Annotated in this window: 16 protein-coding genes; 6 read left to right on the top strand and 10 right to left on the bottom strand. The window is 50.8% G+C overall.

Annotated elements, in window-relative coordinates; genetic code table 11:
- Window positions 1-69 precede the first annotated feature (69 nt).
- Together uvrC and uvrA are read right to left on the bottom strand one after the other, a co-directional pair.
- Window positions 70-2,208, bottom strand: coding sequence for an excinuclease ABC subunit UvrC (gene uvrC, locus G445_RS0104480; protein WP_022866357.1), 2,139 nt, complete (start codon window positions 2,206-2,208; stop codon window positions 70-72).
- Between the two features lie 171 nt (window positions 2,209-2,379).
- Entirely contained in the window at window positions 2,380-5,220 is a 2,841-nt protein-coding gene (uvrA, locus tag G445_RS0104475) for an excinuclease ABC subunit UvrA (protein ID WP_022866356.1), read from the bottom strand.
- A gap of 298 nt (window positions 5,221-5,518) precedes the next feature.
- Between uvrA and G445_RS0104465 the strand changes: the two genes are divergently transcribed.
- The 5 genes from G445_RS0104465 to G445_RS09700 all read left to right on the top strand — a co-directional run bounded on the left by G445_RS0104465 (window position 5,519) and on the right by G445_RS09700 (window position 10,485).
- A complete protein-coding gene (locus G445_RS0104465; protein ID WP_022866354.1) occupies window positions 5,519-6,490 on the top strand; it encodes a bile acid:sodium symporter family protein in 972 nt (323 codons plus the stop codon).
- Between the two features lie 112 nt (window positions 6,491-6,602).
- Window positions 6,603-7,544, top strand: coding sequence for a metal ABC transporter substrate-binding protein (locus G445_RS0104460; RefSeq protein ID WP_022866353.1), 942 nt, complete (start codon window positions 6,603-6,605; stop codon window positions 7,542-7,544).
- Window positions 7,545-7,673: 129 nt separating this feature from the next.
- Window positions 7,674-8,405, top strand: coding sequence for a metal ABC transporter ATP-binding protein (locus G445_RS0104455; RefSeq protein ID WP_022866352.1), 732 nt, complete (start codon window positions 7,674-7,676; stop codon window positions 8,403-8,405).
- A 33-nt stretch (window positions 8,406-8,438) separates the two neighbouring features.
- Window positions 8,439-9,539, top strand: a complete 1,101-nt coding sequence (locus tag G445_RS09705; RefSeq protein WP_084676482.1) for a metal ABC transporter permease — start codon at window positions 8,439-8,441, stop codon at window positions 9,537-9,539.
- Window positions 9,540-9,618: 79 nt separating this feature from the next.
- On the top strand, window positions 9,619-10,485 hold the full coding sequence (locus G445_RS09700; RefSeq protein WP_022866350.1) for a metal ABC transporter permease: 867 nt from the start codon (window positions 9,619-9,621) through the stop codon (window positions 10,483-10,485).
- Between the two features lie 57 nt (window positions 10,486-10,542).
- Here the strand turns inward: G445_RS09700 and G445_RS0104440 are convergent, their stop codons facing one another.
- The 7 genes from G445_RS0104440 to pheS form a co-directional block, all read right to left on the bottom strand.
- Window positions 10,543-11,577, bottom strand: a complete 1,035-nt coding sequence (locus G445_RS0104440) for a TerC/Alx family metal homeostasis membrane protein (protein WP_306718304.1) — start codon at window positions 11,575-11,577, stop codon at window positions 10,543-10,545.
- A gap of 366 nt (window positions 11,578-11,943) precedes the next feature.
- Window positions 11,944-14,025, bottom strand: a complete 2,082-nt coding sequence (gene uvrB / locus G445_RS0104435) for an excinuclease ABC subunit UvrB (RefSeq protein WP_022866348.1) — start codon at window positions 14,023-14,025, stop codon at window positions 11,944-11,946.
- Between the two features lie 276 nt (window positions 14,026-14,301).
- A complete protein-coding gene (locus G445_RS0104430; protein WP_022866347.1) occupies window positions 14,302-15,663 on the bottom strand; it encodes a gluconate:H+ symporter in 1,362 nt (453 codons plus the stop codon).
- A 13-nt stretch (window positions 15,664-15,676) separates the two neighbouring features.
- Entirely contained in the window at window positions 15,677-16,339 is a 663-nt protein-coding gene (gene coaE / locus G445_RS0104425; RefSeq protein ID WP_022866346.1) for a dephospho-CoA kinase, read from the bottom strand.
- Between the two features lie 290 nt (window positions 16,340-16,629).
- The gene (locus G445_RS0104420; RefSeq protein WP_022866345.1) at window positions 16,630-17,388 is read right to left on the bottom strand and encodes an SDR family NAD(P)-dependent oxidoreductase; all 759 of its coding nucleotides are present in this window, start codon (window positions 17,386-17,388) and stop codon (window positions 16,630-16,632) included.
- 234 nt (window positions 17,389-17,622) lie between these two features.
- Complete coding sequence (gene pheT, locus G445_RS0104415; RefSeq protein ID WP_022866344.1) at window positions 17,623-20,172, bottom strand: phenylalanine--tRNA ligase subunit beta; 2,550 nt, start codon at window positions 20,170-20,172, stop codon at window positions 17,623-17,625.
- A complete protein-coding gene (pheS, locus tag G445_RS0104410) occupies window positions 20,163-21,251 on the bottom strand; it encodes a phenylalanine--tRNA ligase subunit alpha (protein ID WP_022866343.1) in 1,089 nt (362 codons plus the stop codon). Before pheS ends, pheT begins: the two co-directional genes overlap by 10 nt.
- A 196-nt stretch (window positions 21,252-21,447) precedes the next feature.
- Between pheS and uxaC the strand changes: the two genes are divergently transcribed.
- The gene (uxaC, locus tag G445_RS0104405; RefSeq protein ID WP_022866342.1) at window positions 21,448-22,872 is read left to right on the top strand and encodes a glucuronate isomerase; all 1,425 of its coding nucleotides are present in this window, start codon (window positions 21,448-21,450) and stop codon (window positions 22,870-22,872) included.
- Between the two features lie 186 nt (window positions 22,873-23,058).
- Here the strand turns inward: uxaC and G445_RS09695 are convergent, their stop codons facing one another.
- A complete protein-coding gene (locus G445_RS09695; RefSeq protein ID WP_022866341.1) occupies window positions 23,059-23,910 on the bottom strand; it encodes a TrmH family RNA methyltransferase in 852 nt (283 codons plus the stop codon).
- Window positions 23,911-24,089 lie beyond the last annotated feature (179 nt).

The raw sequence follows: 24,089 nt of genomic DNA, 5'->3' as shown, positions 1-24,089 counted from the left end.
ACTGTTGCTTCACTTCCAGCCAATAACTCTGTATAGGCGAGGATAGCCCTCAAGCTATGAAGTTCCTGGCTAATTAGCAGAATCGGACAAATGTTGATGGATTGTTTGAGCCAATACCGGGCCAATCCCCGCTACCTTCTGCAAATCCTCCACACTGGCCTCGCGAATACGCTTCACTGATCCCAAGGCTTTCAGTAATGCTTTTTGTTTCGCCGGTCCGAGCCCCGGAATTGTGTCAAGCAGGGAACGTGTCATCTTTTCCCCGCGTTTTTTGCGATGGAAAGTAATGGCGAAACGGTGTGATTCATCGCGTAGCTGTTGGAGGAGCCGCAAAGCCGGCGAAGTTCGCGGAAAAATCACCGGGAAGCATTCTCCTGGAAGCCATACTTCCTCCAGTCGTTTTGCCAACCCAATAACTCGCACATCTGCACCAAGTTCGTCCACAACACGTTGGGCGGCATTGACCTGAGGTAGTCCGCCATCGACCACAAGAACATCAGGACGATAGGCGAAACGGCGAGGTTTCTTCAACTCCGCTTCGGCAACGGACAATTCACCCGACTCCTCCCCGCCAGATAAAACACGATCTTCTTCCCTACCCGTATCATCAGCGAAACGGCGAGTATGTTGCCCGGAATCTTCTGCTGCTCCCGCATTATTAGCGAAACGGCGGGTGTGCTGCACGGAATCCTCTTCCCCTCCCGCATCATCGGCAAAACGTGAGGACTCAAGACGCAACAACCGTCGTCGTAACACCTCAGACATAGCTGCGGTATCATCAGGAACACCCTGACCATCGGGGCCACGCACAATAAAATGGCGATAATCCGCGGTTTTCTTCAAACCATCCTCGAAAACAACCATCGAGCCGACCTGTTGCTGACCCTGAGTGTGGGAAATATCGTAACCCTCGATGCGAAGGGGCGCCCGATCCAAATCCAAACCGATGCGAAGCTCTTCAAGCGCCTGACTACGAACCGTAATATCCGTGGCGCGGGCAAGTTTATTGCGGTCAAAAGCCTGCTTCGCGTTGACGTGGACGGTATCAGCGAGCTGAGCCTTAGCTCCGCGCTGTGGTTGCTTGAAATGAACCGGCCCTCCCCTGCGTTCGCGCAACCATTCCTCAAGATTCTTGCGGTCGGTTGGAAGCTCAGGCACCCAAATCTCGCTCGGAATCGCGCCAACCGGGGTGTGGGAGCGGTCGTCAATGCTTCGCCCCTCATGAGTGAGCGGCTTAGATACCGTACCTACCCCGCGATAATCGTCGTAGGAAACATCGCCGTAGGTTTGAAGAATAACCGCGTTCAAGACATCGGCATTCGTCGTCCCCTCGGTTTCTTCTACCCATCCAATTTGGCCACGAATACGCCCGCCACGTACATAAAAAATCTGGACACTCGCATCAATTTCGTCCGCTTCAAGCCCGATAATATCCGCATTAAGATTACTGTCAAAAACGACGACGTTGCGCTCGCGAACCGTTTTCAGCGCCTCGATTTCGTTACGTATTTTTGCGGCCTGTTCAAAATCGAGTTCTGCGCTTGCTTTTTTCATGTCGAGGGTGCGTTCATTAATGTATTCGCTACCGTCGGAATCCAGGAAACGCACGAATTGTTTGGCAACCTCTCGGTTTTCCTCAGCGCTCACCATCCCTGCACACGAACCGTTACACAACCCGATATGTGTATTGAAACATGGTTTTCCGGTGCGTTGCCCGCGTTTAAAATCGGCATCTTTACAAGAACGCATAGTAAAGATACGTAACATGGTGTCCAAGGTTTTGCGTAAAGCCCACACTTTTGTGTAGGGACCGAAATAGAGGGTTCCCTTTTTGTGTTTTTCTCGCGTGATATAGGCGCGGGGAAATTCCTCCCCCATGGACACGGCAAGATACGGATAGGATTTATCGTCCTTACGAAACATGACGTTGAAGGGCGGCTCGAATTCCTTAATCCAGGAATATTCGAGAGTGAGTGCCTCAACTTCGCTTCCCACAACAACCCACACGACGCGGGTCGCGGTAAAAACCATTTTGCGGATGCGCGGAATGAGGTTCTCCGGAGGTTGGAAATAGTTCTGTAACCGGTTGCGAAGGTTTTTTGCTTTTCCGACGTAAAGTACGCGCCCTTCGTCGTCAATAAAACGATACACGCCAGGGTCGCGCGGAATGGAGGATGTGGGTGGGCGGTAGCTTTGTGGATCTGCCACGTTTCTCCTTTCCTAACGGGTAGTTAATATGTGTTCGTGTTGTGTTGCGTCTATTGTGGATGCGTTTGATAATTTGCGACGTTACACCCGTTTGCACTCGACATTTTCTTTGTGAGCGTCGTGCCTGTGAGTGGTAGCGTACGCAACGGGTGAGTGACTCATACGAATTCCTTACCCTCGCGTCAAAAGGGGTTTGAGGAACTGCCCGGTGTAGGATTCTTCAGCTCGCGCAACGTCCTCCGGGGAACCTTGCGCAACAACGGTTCCACCTCCGTGCCCACCTTCAGGCCCCATATCGATCACCCAATCGGCTGATTTAATAACGTCCAGGTTGTGCTCAATCACAATGACGGTGTTTCCCTTATCCACCAACCCCTCCAACACGAGGAGAAGTTTCCTAATATCTTCAAAATGCAGGCCTGTTGTGGGTTCGTCCAAAATATAGACCGTCCGCCCGTTGGATCGGCGGTGTAGCTCTGAAGCAAGTTTGACACGTTGGGCTTCCCCGCCGGATAACGTTGTAGCGGACTGCCCGAGGCGAATATAGCCGAGGCCCACCCGCTCCAAGGTTGTCAAATGCCGCGTAATGGACGCGATAGGATCAAAGAATTCAGCCGCTTCATGAATCGTCATATTAAGAACTTCGGAAACATTTTTTCCCTTGTATTTCACCTCAAGAGTTTCACGATTGTAGCGACTTCCGTGGCACACTTCGCAGGGAACATAGACATCGGGCAGGAAGTTCATTTCAATTTTGATTGTTCCATCGCCTTTGCAGGCTTCGCATCGCCCGCCTTTAACGTTAAAACTGAATCGCCCGGCCTTATATCCGCGCACTTTTGCTTCCTGGGTGTCTGCAAAAAGATTGCGGATTTTATCCCACACACCCGTATAGGTTGCGGGGTTGGATCGTGGGGTTCGCCCAATGGGTGATTGATCCACATGCACGACTTTATCGAGCTCCTCAGTGCCTGTAACATCCTTATGACGCCCAGGAACCGTATGTGCCCTATTGAGTTTATTGGCGAGCGCCTGATACAAAATCTGGTTTACGAGCGTTGATTTCCCCGAACCAGAGACCCCGGTAACCGCGGTGAAAACGGACAGAGGGAAATTCACCGTAATATTTTTGAGGTTGTTTTCCTGCGCGCCCTTCACCGTAAGTTGCCGTTTTTTGTTGACTTTACGCCTTTCTTGAGGAACGGGTATATGCCGTTTACCCGCTAAATATTGCCCGGTTATTGATTCTTCGCAGTCAATTAATCCCTCCACGGCACCTGTGTAGACAACATGTCCACCAAATTCGCCTGCCCCCGGCCCAATATCGACAACATAATCTGCGGTACGTATCGTATCTTCATCATGTTCTACGACGATAAGCGTGTTCCCTAGGTCGCGTAACTTGACAAGGGTCGCGATGAGTTTTTCATTATCGCGTTGGTGCAGGCCGATGGAGGGTTCGTCGAGAACATATAAAACTCCTACAAGGCCGGAACCGATTTGGGTGGCTAGGCGGATTCGTTGAGCTTCTCCACCGGAAAGCGTTGAGGCACCGCGAGCGAGTGTCAGATAGGACAAGCCCACATCCACAAGGAAACTCATGCGAATTTGAAGTTCACGCAAAATTTGGGCAGCAATTGCGGCCTGGCGTTCATTTAAACGCACCGAATCAAGGAAATCTTTTGCTTCATCAATGGGTAGCGAGCACAGTTCGAAAATATTAAGTTCCCCAATGCGCACAGCCAACACTTCGGGTTTCAAGCGTGCTCCCCGGCAGGTTTCGCACGGAACTTCACGCATATAGGCTTCCCAACGACTTCTGGACCAATCTGATTCTGTTTCGTCGTACTTTCGTTTGACGTAGGCGCGCACGCCCTCGAAACCTGTTGCGTAGATTCGCTCACGCCCCCAACGGTTGCGATACTTGACCTTCACCTCGTAATTTGAGCCGTCCAAAAGGGCTTTTTTCGCTTTCTTCGGCAGATCTTTCCAGGGCGTATCCACATCGAAACCGAGTTCTTCACCAAGGGATTCCATTTGGCGGGTGAAGAAATCTTGGTGTGCGGACCACGCGGCGATGGCGCCGTCGCGCAGTGTTTTATCGGTGTTGGGGATAACAAGATCTTCGGCAACCTGGAGTTTTGCGCCTAGGCCGTCACAATCTGGGCAGGCACCATAGGGTGCGTTGAAGGAGAAGGTGCGCGGTTCGATTTCTTCCAAAGCAAGTTGGTGACCATTCGGGCAGGAACGTTTTTCCGAAAAACGCCGCGAACTTTCCTCACCCTCCCCCGCGCCCGGAAATTCTGCAACGAGAATGCCGTGCGAGAGTGTGAGCGCCTGCTCCACTGAATCCGTAATGCGAGAACGAGCGCCTTCGCGAATAACAAGGCGATCCACAATAACATCAATATCGTGGCGGAGCTTTTTATCGAGTTTAGGGATACCATCGTCGAGACGCAACTCCTCGCTATCGACGCGCACGCGCGCATATCCATCCGCAAGGAGTTCCTCAAAAACATCCTGATATTCGCCTTTGCGCCCGCGCACAACGGGTGCCACAAGAATGAACTTTGTCCGTTCGGGATAGGTTAAAAGTGTGTCGACGATTTGTTCGGCACTTTGGGCTTGGATGGGGGCATCACATTCGGGGCAGTATTGGGTTCCGGCGCGGGCGAAAAGTAAACGCAAGTAATCGTAAACTTCCGTCACTGTTCCGACGGTAGAACGCGGGTTACGATTGGTAGATTTTTGATCAATAGAAACGGCTGGAGAAAGCCCATCGATTTGATCAACATCGGGTTTGTCCATTTGGCCGAGAAACATTCGGGCGTAGGAGCTGAGGGATTCAACGTATCGGCGTTGCCCTTCGGCAAAAATAGTGTCGAAAGCGAGAGAACTTTTACCTGAGCCAGACAACCCTGTAAATACCACCATTTTATTGCGCGGAATATCCAGGGTAATGTTCTGGAGGTTATTTTCGCGCGCCCCTTGTACATGAATGATTTCTTCCATCGCGTCAATCTTACACGTGTGAACATACGTTCGAAAGCTGGTGAAATTTCTTCCGCTGTTGGCGTTGTGTGTAAAAACTAACCTTCCCCATCCAACACCGCTGTTGGGTTATGACAAGCGTGCTACAAAACCTGCGCTACCCTCCCATTGAAAAATAGAAAATTCCAGGTGTAGAACCTTTAGGTAACCATCCCTGAAAAACTTCGAGGATTGCCCGTAAAACCCTAACGTACGCACCTTTTTGAGGCTCTCTCACACCCATCTCATGTCTAAGGGTAAAGTTAGGTTGGTGAGACACTTGAGAAAACACCGTTTTATCTGGCGTCCTGACGTCCTCGTTGTTGGGATTATTATCGCCATGATTTTGGGGCTTATTATTCATGCACCACTAGGTGTGCGCAACGCCTTGGGTGTATTGGGCGACGTAGGTGTGGGACTTGTTTTCTTCGTTTACGGTATGCGTTTGCATACTCGTGATGTTCTGGCTGGACTCAAAAATGTTCGCCTTCAAGGTCTCGTTTTTATCTTCACCTACGTGGTGTTCCCGCTCATTGGTTTTGCTTTAGGCAAACTTACGGGCACCTTCCTAGGTTCAGGATTTGCCCTCGGATTCCTCTATCTTTCGCTCCTGCCCTCCACGATTCAGTCCTCCGTTGCGATGGTCAGTATTGGGCGCGGAAATGTGGCGGCCGCTGTCACTTCTGCAACGATTTCTAATATTGCGGGGATTTTCATTACACCGGTTCTCGTTTTGTTGTTCCTCAATATCGACGGTGCACATGCCGGTGGTATTACCGCTGTGTTGTTAAAACTTCTTGTTCCGTTTATCGTCGGGCAATGTTTACAACCCTGGGTTGGTGATTGGTTCCGAGCCCACCCAAAGGTTGTACGTACCACGGATAACAGTTCCATTATCGTTATTGTTTTTTCTTCGGTGTTAAATGCGACGGCAGACGGCGCCTGGAAGGGTGTAACAGTGGCGACGATTGCCACCCTCTTTGGCTTGTGTTGTCTCATGTTGGCGCTCATGCTGGGCCTGACGTGGCAGGTGTCAAAATGGTGTGGTTTTTCGATGGAAGATCGAATTGCGATTCTTATGTGCGGGTCGAAGAAATCTTTGGCTTCTGGGTTGCCTATGGCAAAGGCGCTTTTCCCGCCCTCAATTGTTGCTCCGTTAACTGTTCCCGTCGTTATTTTCCATCAGCTTCAAATTTTTGTGTGTGCGTTACTTGCCCAGCATTTACGCAAACGCGACGGTTATAAGGATTAGACGGTAGCCACGGTTTTCTTTAGTAGAACTTCCCCCTCCTTTAGTTGCGAACGATTATCATCTTCGTTTACAATCTTAGTGTGAATGGTTCTCACATAGAAAGGTATGGCGTATGTCCATAAAAAAGATCGCGGGATCACTCCTCGCACTCGTGTTCGCAACCGGCGCGCTTGGCGCATGTTCCACTGATAAAACAGTTTCGTCGGCAGATAAGAAAGACGCAATCAAAGTTGTTGCAACAACCGGATACTTAGGAGATGCCGTAAAAAACATTGCACCCGATGCGGATGTCACAGTTCTCGTCGGCCCTGGAGGTGATCCACATACTCAACCATTGACAACAGAAGATACGCAAAAAATAGATAAAGCAGACGTCGTTGTGTGGACATCACATGATATGGAACATCACATGATGGCTCAACTCGAAAAACTCGGGAAGAAGCAGATTGCGGCCGCGGAGGCAATTCCGGAAGCTGACCTTCTGCCCTGGGAAGAAGACGGAAAAGTTGAAGGCCACGATCCTCACGTGTGGAACTCCCCCGATAACTGGCAGAAAGTCGTGACGGCGACAGCGAAAAAAATGGCTGAAATTAAGCCAGAAAAAGCCAAAGAATACATGAAAAACGCTGAGGCCTACAACGCTAAAATCAAAGAAGCTAAAGAAAAAGCGCAAAAAGCTCTCTCCGTTATTCCTAAAGAAAAGCGTGTTCTTATTACCGGCCACGATGCCTTCAACTATTTAGGCAAAACTTTCGATATTGAAATCCACGCAACAGATTTTGTTTCTTCCGAATCAGAAATGTCCGCTAAGGAACTCGACGAACTAGCCACACTCATTGCGGAGAAAAAGGTTCCCGTCATTTTCCAAGATAACCTGAAGAACCCGGAAGCCATTAATCACCTTAAGGAAGCCGTGAAGGCTAAAGGCTGGCAGGTCGAGGTTTCCGATAAGGCACTCTTCGCAGATTCACTTGGCGAATCCGCGCCAACAAACACCTACCTCGGCGCTTTGGAATATAACTGCGCAACTATTGCCCAAGCCCTAGGCAAGTAAACGTCTCCTGGCACATGTTCGTTATAGAGGGAGAGTTAATAACGAACAAGGTCGGTCCCGCCACAACCCTATGTGGCGGGACCGACTACGACGTACCAAGTTAACTTCATTTCTCCACAAAGGAAAAACATGAAAGACGCCCTCACAACAAGCAACCTCACCGCAAGTTATCGAGATAAAGTAGCCGTATTAGGCGCAAGTATTCGTTGCCCTATTGGCGAAGTCATGGCTATTGTCGGCCCGAATGGTGCAGGAAAATCCACACTTATTAAAGCCGCTCTGGGGCTTGTCCCCAATAGAAGCGGCCAAAGTTTGTTCTTTGGCGAAAGCCTTGATACACTACGCAAGCGGGTCGGATACATGTCCCAGGCAGCCGAAGTTGATTGGGACTTCCCCGCAACCGTCTACGACGTTGTCCTTATGGGAACCTATGGGCGACGAGGCTGGTTCAAACACCCCAATAAACAAGATAACAAGGACGCACTCGCTGCCCTTCACACCGTTGGAATTAGCGATCTCTCTCGCCGCCAGATTTCAGAACTATCCGGCGGGCAAAAGCAACGCACCTTTGTTGCTCGAATTATTGCCCAAAACCCGGATCTTTTTTTGATGGATGAGCCGTTTGCGGGTGTGGACGTCGCCTCAGAACAGATCATTCGCGAGGTACTCGGAAAACTCCGCGAACAGGGTAAAACCATTATTATTGTCCACCACGATTTGGGAACGGTAAAAGATTTTTGCACATGGGCGACGGTGATGAGCGACGGAAAAATATGCTCCAACGGCCCCATAGATAGCGCCTTTACCCCAGACATTATTAGCGACGCCTACGGCATATCAATGATGAACGGTGGTGAATAAAGAATGCATTCCATTATGACCTTTCAGTCCATCATGACCGTTCGTTCGATCACAACCGTACAGTCCATCACAACCGTACATTCCATAGCGACCCTCGATATTATTCCCCTCACCGATTTCTTCACCAACTACACCTTCCGCACAATGCTCATCGGAACCTTTCTTATCGGCGGATTTGCGGGCGCTCTCGGTTCACTTCTCTACCTGAAAAAACAGTCACTGATTGGGGACGTGATTGGCCACAGCTCAATCCTTGGCGTGGCTTTAGCTTTCGTTATCGCCACCGGTGTTATCGGCATCGAAGGACGTTCCGTCCTTGTCTTAACGATTGGCGCGGTTATTATCTCCACGCTCTGTGTTCTTTTAGCGAATTGGATCGAATCCCATTCACGCCTCGGAATGGATTCCGCAATGGCGATATGCCTCTCCCTTTTTTATGGCGCAGGGATGGTTGCCTTTCGCATGATTTCACGTTCAACACTCCCGAATCGTGGAGGTATTGAAAAATACGTGTTCGGAAATGCTGCCACGCTCGTCACCCAAGATCTTCTCACGATACTCTGTTTCGGAGCGGTTTCTCTAGCCATCATGTTGGCATTATGGAAAGAAATCAAAGTCTATATTTTCGATCCAGTACTTGCCGAAAGCCTGGGTTTTTCGTCTCGACGATTAATGCCCACTGTTTTTATCGCCGTAACGGTTGCGATGGTCATCGGCATTAAAGGCGTGGGGCTTATCCTCATGATTGCCTTCGCTATTATGCCGGCCGCGGCGGCACGCCAATGGACACGAAGTTTCGGTTCAATGGTTACCCTCTCGGGTATTTTTGGTGCTTTCGGTGGAGCCTTTGGTTCCTACGTGGCGGTATGTCTTGGGAAAGTTCCCACGGGTCCCGTTGTTGTTATTGTTCTCGCCGTTATTGTTGCCGTTTCTTTGTGTTTTTCGCCCCAACGTTCTCTTTTTTCGACGGCATATGCGCGCTATAGGAACGCGAAGCGTGCTCGTCGTGAACCACAAAAAACACTTCCGCAACCGCGCACATACGGCGTGCAGAAAATACATTCCACGCATACGGCGTGCAAAAAATACAACCCCACACATATTAAAACTAAAACGTCACTCGCCACGGCATAACTGGACCGCTTTTACCGGAGGGTACTCCTAAAAAGTACGACGTTACCCGCGCCATGGCATAACCGGACAGGAGAAACACATGAATTTCATTATTGCCGTGAGTTTACTTGCCGTCAGCACCGCGCTGGCGTGCGCGCTTCCGGGCACTATTCTTGTGTTGCGACGCCAATCAATGATTGTGGACGCCATGAGCCACACCGTTCTTCCCGGAATTGTGATCGGGGCTATTATTAGCGGGAAAACGCATTCGCCACTCATGATTGTTTTAGCGACTCTGCTGGGGCTGGTTGTGGTGTTCGGGTCGGATTGGCTACGTAAAACCGGGCTGTTAACTGGTGACGCCAATCAGGGGCTGATTTTCCCCGTTCTGTTTTCCATCGGTGTGATTCTTTTGTCTACGTCGTTAAAAAATGTGCATATTAGTGAAGACACGGTGTTCACTGGTGATATTAACCTTATGGCGTTGGAAAGCGAACGCATTATTGTGGGAGGCTTTGATTTTGGGCCACAAATGATGTGGTTACTGCTCGGTGTTTTTGCGCTCAATGCTCTGTTTATGTGGTGGGCGCGTAACGTTCTTATCGCTACAACTTTTGACCCGGTTCTTGCCCGCACAATGGGTATGCCGGTTCAGCTGATCGACGTGGGATTAATGGCTCTCGTTTCGCTCACGGTTGTTGTTTCTTTCCATACAGCGGGTGCGATTCTCGTTATTGCGTTTATGGTTATTCCCGCCACAACGGCTCATCTTTTTTCGACGACGTTACGCACATTCGTCGTCTCAACTCTTATTTTCGCGGTTGTGGGGGCGCTTGGGGGTTTTTACGTTGCCTATATGGGCAATTTAGCAACCTCGGCAACCATGGCAACCGTTGATGGGCTTATGTTCCTTGCCGTTCTTCTGTGCACAATGGCGAAGCCGCGCAAAGCCGGTGTGGGGCGCTAAGAACCCGACGTGAAACGAGGAGGGAAAGCACGCAACGCCACCGGAAAATATTACGGATTACTGTTCTCGATCGGGCAACGCATTTTTGCGGGATTTCACGCGCGAAGCGATAAAGGAAGAAATCACCGTAATCACAATAATCACAACAATCACCAGCAGTGACTGGAGTGAATTAAAGCTGAAGAAGCCCTCGGCGTAGCCGTAGTGATGCGCGGCTTCGAAAATGAGCTTCAAACCGATAAAGCCAAGAATCGCTGCGAGTCCGAAATGCAGATACACAAGTTTTTCCAGCAATCCTTCCACAAGGAAGAACATTTGACGCAAGCCCATGAGAGCAAAAGCATTCGCCGCGAAAATAATGAACGGTTCCGTCGTAAAACCAAATGAGGCGGGAATCGAATCCAAGGCGAACATTAAGTCAATACCGCCGATGGCGATAATGCAGAGGAAAAGCGGTGTAACGTGGTGTTTCCCTTGAAGCTTCACGACCTGCTTATCGCCGTGGTAATCCTCGGCAACATGGAAAACTTTTCGAGCAATACGCACAAGGAAATTATCTGCAATACTGGTGTCCTCGTCCTCCTCGCCCCTCAAACCTTCACGAATCTGCGACAACGCGGTAACAAGAAGGAACGCGCCGAAAATGAAGAAGGACCACGCCAGGGAGGAGACAATAACCTTCCCCAACAAAATAAAGACGAAACGCAGGACAAGCGCAATAACAATACCCCAGAACAGCACTTTCTGTTGCAATTTTTTAGGAACATCGAAAGCGCCCATAATAATAATGAAAACGAAGATATTGTCGAGGCTCAGCGAATATTCCACGCCCCACACGCTGAAGTATTCCAGCCCGAATGTGGAACCGTGCCGCCACCACAAATATGTTCCGAGAACACAGGCGAGGAAACAGTAGAGGGCAAGATAGCTTGCCGATTCTTTCATGCTCGGTTCGTGAGGTTTACGAACGTGCGAGAGGAGGTCGAAAGCAAAAACGCCGAAAACGATAACAATAAGAAGCGCCCATTCAGCGGTGTGAACAACCATTTGTTCAGGAGTCGATGCCATAGGCAACATTGCGGAAAGTGCCAACACTTTTCCTTCCGGTATATCAACATATGCCGGAGGTCTTTTCCCGCCCCGAAAGGCCTTAAGCCGGATGCTTCACATCAGCAACGTGTTGACGACTCAATATTGTGTGGGAATACTCCCCTCCAAAAATTCAACTTTAGCGCAACCTTGTGCGGGTGTCGAATGAAGCGTGGAACACCACATCTGCGTATTTTTTTTGTTACGACGACGGTTCGCTGAGGAAGTGTAGCGCTAACCATATGTAAGTTAATCTCTCGAGCACTTAAACCAGAATCATCTTGCATATAACCACCCGCATCGCGCAGTTTTACGGTGCAATCGCCCGGAAGCGGGATTATTTTTGTGCCTGTTAAGGGACGCTGGACCTTATTTTTGTGCCTGTTGAGAATGCCACAATTCGCTTTTCAAGCCTTTGATTTCGTCACGATAGCGAGCCGCCAGCTCAAATTGAAGTTGCTCCGCAGCGGCGTGCATCTGCGCGGTAAGTTCAGCAATAACCTCACGCAAATCAGCCCCGCCTTTCGCCCGAGCAATCTCTGTAGCACTCGCACGTCCCTTCGCATACTCCGGTTCTTGACGATACCCTCCCGCAAGTAGGGTTTCCGTATCAATATCTTCACGCGCCAACATGTCCGTAACGTCAGCAATTTTCTTACGCAAAGGCTGAGGGTCAATACCGTGCTCTTTATTGTATGTAAGTTGTTTATCACGCCGCCGGTTCGTTTCATCGATCGCCTGCCTCATATTGGGAGTTATCGAATCCGCATACATATGGACTTCCCCAGAAACATTACGGGCCGCACGCCCAATCGTCTGGATAAGCGACGTCGTTGAACGCAAAAAGCCCTGTTTATCCGCGTCTAAAATCGCAACCAGGGAAACCTCGGGAAGATCCAGGCCCTCACGCAACAAATTAATCCCCACAAGAACATCAAATTTTCCTAAACGCAACTCCCGCAACAACTCCACGCGCCGCAAAGTATCCACATCTGAGTGAAGATACTCCACCCTCACGCCACGTTCTGCAAGATAATCCGTCAAGTCCTCAGCCATTTTCTTCGTCAGCGTTGTGACGAGCACACGTTCATCTTTTTCGGCTCGCAGGCGAACCTCTTCCAGCAAATCATCAATCTGCCCCGTCGTCGGTTTTACCGTAATACGCGGGTCAACCAACCCGGTGGGGCGAATAATCTGCTCAACAACGCCGTCGGAAACACCCAACTCGTATTTCCCGGGAGTGGCTGAAAGATACACGGTTTGGCCGATACGCTCCTGGAATTCTTCCCAGCGCAAGGGCCGGTTATCCATGGCGGATGGCAGGCGGAAACCGTACTCCACGAGCGTGCGCTTGCGAGACATATCGCCCTCATACATGGCACCAAGCTGTGGCACCGTCACATGAGACTCATCCAGGATCAAGACAAAATCATCCGGGAAATAATCAAGGAGCGTATTCGGCGGGGTTCCCGGCCCGCGCCCATCAATATGGCGTGAATAGTTTTCAATACCGGCACAACTGCCAATATTTCGCATCATTTCGACATCGTAACTGGTGCGCATTTCGAGGCGCTGCGCCTCAAGAAGCTTGTTATGGGCGCGAAGGTAAGTGAGGCGCTCCTCAAGCTCCTCCTCGATTCCACGAATGGCGCGTTCCATACGTTCCGGGCCGGCAACATAGTGGGAAGCCGGGAAAACATGTGCGCGATCCGTGCGCTCAATGACTTTCCCCGTGAGCGGGTGGAGCAAAGAAATCGCGTCAATTTCGTCGCCGAAAAATTCGATACGGATCGCCATTTCCTCATAGACCGGAATAATCTCAACCGTATCCCCACGCACCCGAAACGTTCCGCGCTGGAAATCAATATCGTTGCGTGCGTACTGCATTCCCACGAAAATCCGAAGTAGATCGTCGCGGTCAAGGCGCTGCCCAACAGATAATTCGACCATCCGGTCCACATATTCTTGCGGAGTACCCAAACCGTAAATACAGGAAACAGATGCGACGACAACGGTGTCGCGGCGCGTGAGAAGAGAGTTTGTTGCGCTGTGGCGTAGGCGTTCTACTTCGTCGTTAATAGAGGAATCTTTTTCAATAAACGTATCGGTTTGGGGAACGTAGGCTTCGGGTTGGTAGTAATCGTAGTAGGAGACGAAATATTCGACGGCGTTGTTCGGTAACAGTTCGCGAAACTCTGCGGCCATTTGGGCGGCCAGAGTTTTATTTGGTTCAATAATGAGAGTGGGGCGTTGAATTTGTTCAATCAGCCAGGCGGTTGTGGCGGATTTACCTGTACCCGTTGCGCCGAGGAGAACAATGTCTTTTTCGCCGTTATTAATGCGTTCTGTGAGCTCTGCTATTGCTTGTGGCTGGTCCCCTGAAGGGGTGTATTCCGAAATAACCTCGAAAGGTTTTTCGCTACGAACAATTTGCGTTTCTACGCCAGACATATACGTAATCGTAGCGGAAGCGACATGCAGTTCCTATTGGCTTCGCAGTTGGCTTTATGCAAGAGGGAGTGAGGAGCCCCTTTGCCTCTGTTTGCGTCTGTATTTACGCCTGTATCGCGCGGCGGGTTTGATACGCCAACCGGGGGTGGGAGGCGTATCACCTGGGCCAAATGCGTCTACCGAAGCCGACTTTATATGCCAACAGACTTTACACGCCAATGGATTTTACATGGCACCTGGCTTTACACCCCACCGGATTTTACATGCCAACGGATTTTATACACCAACCGGCGCAGGCGAACCCCAAAAGAAGGACAAAATCATAATATAGGCTAAGCCCACAAGAGAGCCGAAACTCAACATTCCACCCCAAATTTTTAAGGATGTTCGGATGGGAAGTTTGAAGTATTCGGTGAAGAGCCAAAAACTGACGTCGTTAATATGCGTCATGAAATTCGATCCCACAAGCGTTGCCAGCACAAGAAGGACCGGGTGGATGGGCATGAGATGGAGGCCTGTTGCCGGATCTATAACGGCGGCGCTCATCATTCCAGACACCGCCACGGCACTCACCACACCCTGCCCGGTTGTAATGCGGAAAATCACGGTGAGCCCCCACGCCGTCAAATACGGCGAAACATTGTGGTGGGTGAGGAAAAGATGAATGTAATCGCTAATCCCCGAATCGATAGCAACCTGGGTTAAGCCACCCCCCGCACCAATAATCATCACAATATTGGCAACCGTGGCAATAGCGTCATTAAAACGGTTCGTCACCCATGTCCCTCGCCGGGCGCGCTTCAACCCGAAACACGTCATGGCAAGAAGCATGGCAATACCCATCGCAATCACGGGAGAACCGACAAAATCCACCCACGGATATAAGGGGTTTGTTTCTTTTAACCACAGTTTAATGGTTGTCACGCTAATCATGAGTAACGGTGGTGTTAAAGGAACCAAAAGAGATAGAAGGAACGACGGACGCGCCTCTCCCCCGGTTACTGGCGGATTTGTTAACGCATTAGGTAGTTCCTCATCACCATTTTTCATGAGGGCTGGCCACACGTATCCACCGATGACTACCCACAGTATAACCAGCGGTATCGCCGTCACCCACACGCGCCCGGGTTCAGCATGGAATGCCGCGATAACTGAAACGGGCCCCGGCTGCGGGGGCAGGAGCGAGTGGGAAACCGTCGTCGCGCATACGGCTGGAATAACGAGTTTTAGCCACGGAATTTTAGCTTCGCTTGCGATAGCCAACACAATCGGCGCCAACATGAGGAATGCGACCTCATAGTACATGGCGATGCCGTACACCAGGCCAATAATCACCACCGCTAAGCGAATATATTTCACGCCGCATAGATCAATGACTTTCCGCGCGAAAACGTAGGATGCGCCCGAATCCGTCATGAGTTTACCGATAACCGCTCCGAATGCGACAATAATTCCGAGGCTACCAAGGGTGTTTCCGAAACCCGTCGTAATACTCGCCAACGCCTTGTCGGGGCTCATGCCGTTAAGAAATGCCACTAGGAAAGCGGCGAACATGAGCGAGAGCATCGTGTTGACCTTCGCAAAAACATGCAAAAGAAGAATAACAATCAGACCGCACGAGAGCCAAATAATTGGCATGAATTTTCCTTAACTAAAAGAGGTTTTGATACATTTTACTCAAGATGTGGTTGAGGTCGGAAGACGTTCCGGCATTCCATATCCACCAGTTCGCCACTCGCTTACGTTCTTCATCATCGACCTGTGCCTCAATACGTGCCCGCGCGCTTTGTTCTGATATGCAACGATTGCCGGTGAGGCGCGCAATGCGTTCACGCATCGGTGCCCCGATCATCACTATGCAATCGAACATGGACTGTGAGTGTGTTTCGAGGAGAAGCGGAATATCGTAGACGGCGAGCTCGCCGGGTTGCGCTGTTCGTAAAATCTCCTCCGCTTTTCTTCGAATAATGGGGTGAAGGAGCGATTCGAGAAGTTCGCGTTGTTCGGGTTGGGAAAAAACTGTGTGCGCGAGGTAGGCGCGGTCCAGTGTCCCGTTGTCTCGTATCGCTTCAGGAAAATATGGTGTAATAGCGAGTAGCCCTTCTCCTCCAGGTTCCACAATCTCCCGTGATATAGTGTCCGCATCTGCGACGACGGCACCGCGTTCAACAAAAAACTGTGCGACGGTGGACTTGCCTGCGCCAATACCTCCGGATAGGCCTACCCACAGTGCACGGTTATCTGGAGCGTGCCAGGGGTGAAGCAGTGTTGCGTGGGCTTTTCCTGAGGTGAAGGTTACGGGGTCGGTGCTCATAGATATTATCGTACGGTTTCTTGGGTGGCGTAACCGCAGGATACGCCGGATATATTGTTACTTGGAGAAGTATCGTGTGGCTTATTGGGTGTGGTGCTTGATAAGAAAAAGGATCTTAAAGATCCTTGCTATGCACGAGCCCTAGCCGAAATCAAAGATTTCGGCTAGGCTGCGAACGGGTATAACCCTGTCGGGTCAAACATTGATGATTTCAAAATAATATGTATATGCGAAATTAATATTTAAAATAAAAAGAGGGCTTGTTAAATAACAAGCCCTCAAAATATTGTTTACATATTTGTAAGTCCGCCGTCTGATACCAAAATTTGTCCAGTGATGTTTGACGCTTGGTCAGATGCAAGGAAGAGTAAGTTTGAAGCGATCTCTTCAGCAGTTGCAACCATCTTGTCAAGCTTTGGACCTCTCATAACAACTTCCATTCCCTTTTCGTCCACATCGGCGAAGTTTTCCATGATTTCAGTTGCGATTCCACCAGGAGCTACAGCGTTGCAACGAATCTTGTCGTTTGCATACATTGCAGCAGTGTTTCTCACAAGACCGTGGATTGCACTCTTTGACATGGTGTAAGCCACACCAGCCTTGCCGCCTCTTATGCCTGCGATTGAAGTGGTAGCCACGATTGCGCCGCCATCTTTCATAACTGGGATAGCGGCTTTGAAAAGTCTAAATGATCCCTTTACATTGATGTCGAAAATCCAATTCAAATTTTCTTCTGTGCAGCTTGTAACAGGTTCGAATTTATCCATTACACCCGCATTTGCAATAAGGACGTCAAGCTTAGCATTTTCATTTTTAACTTTTTCAAAAAGTCTATCCACGTCTTCTTTTTTAGAAATGTCGCAAGTTACAGGTACGATTTCCCCCTTGCAACCTAGAGACTTCACTTCGTCAGCGAGAGAAAGTAGTCTTTCTGCTCTTCTAGCAACTGCATATACCTTTGCACCTTCTTTTGCAGCCATCACGCTTGCAGCTCTACCAACTCCTGAAGAAGCTCCGGTAATTACTAAAACTTTGTTTTCAAATCTCATATTTTTCCTCCCTTTAAATAATTACTTCTTTATATCATACCCTGTTTTGAGAATATTTGTCTTTCATGTAGGTTTTATTTTGCAATGACTAGGTCAAATATAGGCCAGATCCTTCGACTTCAACGGCAAAAGCCGTCGAAGTCGAAGGATGACAGCACTAGGTTTGGTTAATCGGCGGAACCCGGCCTCCCAGGCGTTGTGCACAAGCGGACTAAACTTCCCGCAAGGCATTGCCTAGGCGCGGAGCTCGGCCTTCAGGCGTTTCGCCATAGCTTTCACGATCTTTTTACGCAAAGCCGCGGTTTCTCCGGCGTTCAGCGTGTGATCATCACGGAAACGGACAGCGAAAGCAAGGGACTTTTTGCCATCCTCAATTTGATCGCCCGTGTAGACATCGAAAAGACGTACCTCTTCAATACCGTGCTTCACAGCCTGGCGAATAACAACTTCAGCTTCGTGAACGGTAACTTTTTCGTCCACAATAAAGGCAAAATCTTCCTTAGCCGGCGGTGTTGTGTAGACGGGTTGAACCGCCATGGGTGTGCCGGTGGAGAGTTCCGCCAATTTATCTGTATCGATTTCGAAAGCAACGCTTCGCGCTGGAATTTCAAAGGCACGGCACACCGCTGGCGCCAATTCGCCCGCATAACCAACAACCTTGCCATTGGCAAGAATTGCTGCGCAACGCCCCGGATGCCAAGGCGCAATATCTGCGGCCTGGACGCTAGCAACCGCCGTCAATTCCACAACCTGTTTGGCCGCCTGGATAGCGTCACGCCAATCCCAAGAAAGTGGCTCAATACCCGCCTGTGTTTGGGTGACAGCCCCACACGCAACACCAGCCACATGGTAGGGCTGATCTGGAATTGCCCCCTTCAAGCCAGAAATAGCATCCTCATCTGGGCGTGCACCTGCCGGAGGAATATCGCTACTGACAATTCCGCTCGGACGCACAACATGCCCGGTTTCATATAACGCAACACAAGGATTTCCACGCTTCACATTCATGGACGCAGATGCCATGAGCGTGTCCAAAAGGCTCGTGCGCAACAACGCTACATCATCTTGAAGCGGGTTAACGAGACGAATTGTTGTCCGTCGTATATCCTCAGCTCCAAAACCTTGAGCGTCGAAAGTTTTTTTGCACACGAACGGATAGGTAATCACCTGAACCCAACCGATTTCCGCAAGAGTGCGGGAAAAATCGCGGCGTTGGCGCTGCACGAAAGTTAAACCGTGGCCGGCCGGGGAAGATGGCACAATGCTGGGGATTTCGTCGTAACCAACAAGGCGCGCAACTTCTTCAACAAAATGGGCTGGCGCAACCAAATCCGGACGCCATGTTGGAGGCTGAACCGTCCACACGGCATTCTTATCCGCATCCCCATGCGTTTCAACACTACAACCAATATCTTCAAGAATCGCCTGGATGCGCGTAGCTTCAAGATCCAAGCCTGCCAGGCGCGCAACTTCAGAGACGGGGAATTCTACGGCGGGAAGCTCATGAACCTCCCCGAAAATACCGACCTCTTCCCCGGCCTGCCCACCACCATATTCGACAAGAATATCGACGACGCGCTGGGCGGCAACTTCGGCAACAGCCGGATCAACCCCGCGCTCAAAACGCTTGGAGGCCTCCGAAGGCAAACGGTGCCGGTGTGCAGTGCGTGCAATACTGACGGGATCGAAATGGGCTGCTTCAATAAGAACATTGACGGTTGCGTCCGTAATCTCCGTGGACGCACCACCCATCACACCAGCCAAACCGAGAACGCGCGCTCCGCCGTCGTCGGTAATAAGAAGATCTTCGGGGTGAAGATTACGTTCCACATCATCCAAGGTGACAAGTTTTTCACTTTCCGTAGCGCGACGAACAACGATTCCGCCTCGCATCTGATCCAAATCATAGGCGTGGAGCGGTTGGCCAAGATCCAACATGACGTAATTTGTGGCGTCCACCGCCAAAGAAATCGGGCGCATACCGGACTGGGTGAGCCGATCCCTCATCCACTTCGGGGACGCAACATTCGGATCCACCCCGCGCACAATGCGCGTCACGAAAAGATCACAACCGGGCTTGCCGTGAATCGGGGCGTTATCGTCAACGGAAACGGGGAAACCATCCGCTGTGGCTTTCGGCAAGCCTTCAACAAGCGCTCGATCAGTGAATTTTGCTCCCGTAGAATGATGGTATTCGCGGGCAACACCGCGCATGGAGAAGCAGTAGCCACGATCCGGGGTAATATTGATTTCCAGCGTTTCTTCGGGGATACCGAGAAGTTTGAACGCCGGGGTTCCAAGCTCGGGAACCGTTTCCGGGTCGAGAACAATAATGCCGTCGGCCTCCTCACTAATACCGAGTTCGCGCCCCGAACACATCATTCCGTCCGAAATATGTCCGTATGTTTTGCGAGCGGCAATAGCGAAACCGCCAGGAAGAATAGCGCCTGGAAGCGCGACGACGACGTAATCTCCCGCCTCGAAATTATGTGCTCCACAAATGATTCCACGGCTGGGAAAGGCGCTGGGTTCCTTACCTGTTCCCGGTTTATCGTTGTACTGCCCAACATCCACACGGCAATAGTTAATAACTTTCCCGTTACTTTGCTCTTTGGCTTCACGGGTGAGAACTTTTCCGACAACAAGTGGGCCGGTAATCGGGCCAGAGTGGATTTCTTCTTCCTCAAGACCGACTTTCACAAGGTCCGCGGCGAGCTGCGCGGCCGTCAAATCATCGGGCAGTTCAACATGGGTGCCCAGCCAATCCATAGAAATTAACGGCATGAGATGCCCCTTCCGGTTGTTCCGAACTGCTGGGAGAAACGAACATCGCCCTCAACCATGTCACGCATATCGGCAATTGAGTTGCGCAACATGAGGGTACGTTCAATTCCCATACCAAAAGCGAAACCAGTGTATACATTCGGGTCAATACCGTTATTGCGCAGAACTTCGGGGTTAACCATTCCGCAGCCACCCCATTCAATCCAGCCTGGCCCGCCTTTCTTCTGCGGGAACCACAAATCCATTTCTGCACTGGGTTCCGTGAAGGGGAAGAAGCTGGGGCGAAGCCGTGTTTTTGCTTCCGGCCCGAACATGTGGCGGGCGAAATGATCCAATGTGCCCTTCAAATGTGCCATGGTTAGGCCCTTATCGACGGCTAAGCCTTCAACCTGGTGAAACACCGGGGTGTGCGTAGCATCCAAGGCATCGGTGCGGAACACTTTACCGGGGCAGGCAATATAGAGAGGCGCACCCGAAGCGAGCATTGTGTGAGACTGGACGGGCGAAGTGTGGGTGCGCAACATCAGGTTCTTGTGCTTTTCCACGGTGCCGTCGTTATTTTGAACGCCCTCAACATAGAAGGAATCCTGCATTTGGCGGGCCGGATGGTCTGGGCCAAAGTTCAAAGAATCGAAATTAAACCATTCGTGTTCGACTTCCGGGCCTTCCGCAATATCCCATCCCATCGATACAAAGAAATCAGCAATATCTTCGACGAGAACCGTTAACGGGTGGCGCGCCCCCACGGGGGTGGAACGTGTGGGAAAGGTAACGTCCACGCGTTCGCTCGCAATGGCCGCCGCTTCTGTTTCGGCGTCAATCCGGGCAGTTGCTTCTTCTAGTGCTTTCGTAATGGCTTTACGTGCCGCACCCATCAGTTTTCCAGCAACTGGCTTTTCTTCTTTCGCCAGTGTTCGAATAAGAGTATTTGCTTGGGTAATGGGTGCCTCAACGCCACTGTGGGCGAGTCGCGCCTCTTTCAGTTCCTCACGTGTGGTTGCAGCGGCGAAAGCTGCTTGCGCGCTGGTGACTGCGTGGCGGATGCCTTCTTCGTCGAGAGGGCTCAGCTGTTCAGACATAGCTACCTTTCTGTCAATAACCATACTAATTCTAGTCATTCGTCGTTCTTTCTACATACTCGTCCACAGCGTTTCGTGAGCGATGGCACGCGCTCCACTATTCACGAAATGTCTTAGAGTATTTGCCTCTCATGAGATACCGTAGTAACGGATGATTCAATATCATCTCTACCCACCACGATGGTCAGGAGATTCAATGACGAAAAAGAAACTCGAACTGCACCCCGATCGCCTTTTCCCCGCTGATGAAAAGGTACGCGGAATTGCACGTGAACTCTTCGCAGCAGCGAACCAACACCCGATTATTTCTCCACATGGACATGTGCCACCCGAATGGCTTGCTGAAGATATTCCTTTCAACGATCCCGTCAGCATGCTCCTCACGCCCGATCATTACACCAACCGTATTCTTCATGGAACCGCACGCGTTGATTTAGCAGATCTCGGTGTCCCCGTGGGCACCCCCATGACTGAAGAACAGTCCCGTAACGCATGGCGTCTTTTCTGCAAGAACTGGTGGGCTTTCCGCGGAACAGCCGTCCAATTCTGGTTCACCTCCGAATTTGTTGATGTTTTCGGTGTCGATATTCGCCCCTCGGAAGAAACCGCGGACGAAATTTACGACATTATCAACGAACAGCTCAAAACGGACGCTTTTAAGCCTCGTGCTCTCTACAAGCGTTTCAACATTAGCCTTCTTGCCACCACAGATGATCCCGCATCCGATTTGCGCTACCACAAGCAACTCAACGAGGATCCCACATGGGACGGCAAAGTAATTCCGACCTTCCGTCCGGATGCCTACATTGAACCCGCACGCCCAGGTTTCAAGGCGCTCACCGAAAAGCTTGGCGAAGCAGCCGATCAAGATGTCTCCACCTATGAAGGACATGTTGAGGCTATGCGCAAGATCCGCCGTTTCTTCAAGAAAAATGGCGCTGTTTCTTCAGATCATTCGCATCGCGACGCTGGAACGGCCCGTTTGAGCGACCGTGAAGCGGCAGATTTGTATCAGCAGGCGCTCGCGGGCAAGATTAGCGTTGAGGACGGCGATCGTTTGCGTCGCCATATGCTCAATGACCAGGCTCGTTTGGCGTGTGAAGATGGTTTGGTGATGACCCTCCATCCCGCTGTTTTCCGTAATCACGACGAAGCAGCGTTTGCCCGCCTCGGTGCCGATGTTGGTGGCGACGTTCCCATGGCAACCGAATTCACGGCAGCTCTTCAGCCGATGCTGACGGAATACGGTAATCACGAGAACTTCCAGACTGTTCTGTTCACCATGGATCAGGACGTATTCCAGCGTGAACTTGGCCCGCTTGCCGGCTACTACCCCAGTGTTTTCGTGGGCGCCCCGTGGTGGTTCCTTGATGAACCTGATGCAATGCGCCGTTACCGTGAACAGGTTACGCCGTACGGAACCTTCTACAAGACCTCCGGTTTCATTGATGATACTCGCGCCTTCGCTTCCATTCCTGCCCGCCACGATGTGGCACGCCGTATGGATGCCGTGTATTTGGCTCGCCTTGTTGCCGAACATCGTTTGGCTCTGGATGAAGCCCAAGAAATCGCCGAAGCTCTTGTGACGACGATTCCTTCCACAGCATTCAAGTTGAACTAAGGATAATGTCGCCTAGTGCTTTGTGGGGTCAGGGATGAAACACCATCCTTGACCCCACAAACATTGAACTTTTCCATCCCTACTTTATTGTTTACACGTCAATAGGGCACTCATCTGTCGAACCCTTCCTTACGCGCCGTCGAATGAGGTGTAAACTAAAAAGCTCGCCACCGGCAAAAGAATTGTTTAATTACCTGCGTGTTTTTTGCGTTGCAACATCGCCGTCGTCGTTAATAATAATGATGCCGCGGTGGCAACATTATAGGATTCCGCTTTCCCGTAAATCGGGATGGACACTACGGCATCCACGCTAATATCGACGTCATCGAAACCGTGGGCTTCGTTCCCCACAATCCAGCAGGTAGGTTCGGTGAGGTTTGGCCCTTCGCCGGGAACCCCGAGGTACGTTTCCTCATTCGCGCTGTCCACGAGGGTTGCGAAATCCCAGTCGCCACCCGCATCCGCCGCAAGATACTGTAACCCGAAACTTTCCATATCTGCATCGATTTTTCCGACGTTCACGTTGTCACACACAGGCAGATGGAAAATTGAGCCGGCTGTTGAACGAATAACCTTTGGCGCCCACAATTCCGCACTCCCCTTCCCTAGCAGCACGGCGTCGGCACCGGCAGCGTCGGCTACGCGAATAATTGACCCGACGTTTCCGGGATCTTGCACGTTTGCGGTAGCAATAACGAGGTTGGCGCCTTCTAGGACGCGCGCCTTTCGCGGTGGTTGAGGAATATTAATAACGGCGACGATACCGCGCGCATCTTGCGACAATTCGCGAATTTCGTCCGCGTTCACCGGGTGGTGATAGACGTCTGTTTTTTCGACGAGTGTGCGCAGTTCGGGGTGAGAAATAAGTGTTGCTTTGGTGAAGTACACGTCGCGGACGAGCCGGGGCTGGTGGACGAGGAGTTCGCGAACTGCCTGGGGGCCTTCAACAAGGGTTTGCTGGAATTTTTCGCGTTGCTTGCGTTCATGCAGGCGAACGGCGCGGTCAAGGTGAAGTTTCGAGGCAGGTGTGGCTTTCATAGGTATATCCTAACTGCTGAAGCTGGCGGTGGCGAAACGGAGAGCGAAAAGTGCCGGTACAACACGAAATGTGTTGTACCGGCACTTTAAGCCTTAGTGATGTTTGCACTTTTGGTAACGTCGCCTTGGTGAAAAAGCAGGGGTTTTGCGTAACGTCGCCTTTATGGTGAAAGTGAAAC

Source organism: Actinotignum urinale DSM 15805 (assembly GCF_000420445.1).
Lineage (GTDB): Bacteria > Actinomycetota > Actinomycetes > Actinomycetales > Actinomycetaceae > Actinotignum > Actinotignum urinale.
The sequence above is the reverse complement of the archived record's forward strand: the minus strand, read 5'-3'. Positions and strand labels throughout refer to the sequence as shown.

Excerpts from the sequence above, each read along its gene's own strand:
- coaE (WP_022866346.1), bottom strand. The coding sequence starts at position 16,339 with ATGAGCACCGACCCCGTAACCTTCACCTCAGGAAAAGCCCACGCAACA.
- G445_RS0104430 (WP_022866347.1), bottom strand. The coding sequence starts at position 15,663 with ATGCCAATTATTTGGCTCTCGTGCGGTCTGATTGTTATTCTTCTTTTG.
- G445_RS0104460 (WP_022866353.1), top strand. The coding sequence starts at position 6,603 with ATGTCCATAAAAAAGATCGCGGGATCACTCCTCGCACTCGTGTTCGCA.
- G445_RS09700 (WP_022866350.1), top strand. The coding sequence starts at position 9,619 with ATGAATTTCATTATTGCCGTGAGTTTACTTGCCGTCAGCACCGCGCTG.
- G445_RS0104420 (WP_022866345.1), bottom strand. The coding sequence starts at position 17,388 with ATGAGATTTGAAAACAAAGTTTTAGTAATTACCGGAGCTTCTTCAGGA.
- uvrA (WP_022866356.1), bottom strand. The coding sequence starts at position 5,220 with ATGGAAGAAATCATTCATGTACAAGGGGCGCGCGAAAATAACCTCCAG.
- G445_RS09705 (WP_084676482.1), top strand. The coding sequence starts at position 8,439 with ATGACCGTTCGTTCGATCACAACCGTACAGTCCATCACAACCGTACAT.
- uvrB (WP_022866348.1), bottom strand. The coding sequence starts at position 14,025 with ATGTCTGGCGTAGAAACGCAAATTGTTCGTAGCGAAAAACCTTTCGAG.
- uxaC (WP_022866342.1), top strand. The coding sequence starts at position 21,448 with ATGACGAAAAAGAAACTCGAACTGCACCCCGATCGCCTTTTCCCCGCT.
- pheS (WP_022866343.1), bottom strand. The coding sequence starts at position 21,251 with ATGTCTGAACAGCTGAGCCCTCTCGACGAAGAAGGCATCCGCCACGCA.
- G445_RS09695 (WP_022866341.1), bottom strand. The coding sequence starts at position 23,910 with ATGAAAGCCACACCTGCCTCGAAACTTCACCTTGACCGCGCCGTTCGC.
- G445_RS0104455 (WP_022866352.1), top strand. The coding sequence starts at position 7,674 with ATGAAAGACGCCCTCACAACAAGCAACCTCACCGCAAGTTATCGAGAT.
- pheT (WP_022866344.1), bottom strand. The coding sequence starts at position 20,172 with ATGCCGTTAATTTCTATGGATTGGCTGGGCACCCATGTTGAACTGCCC.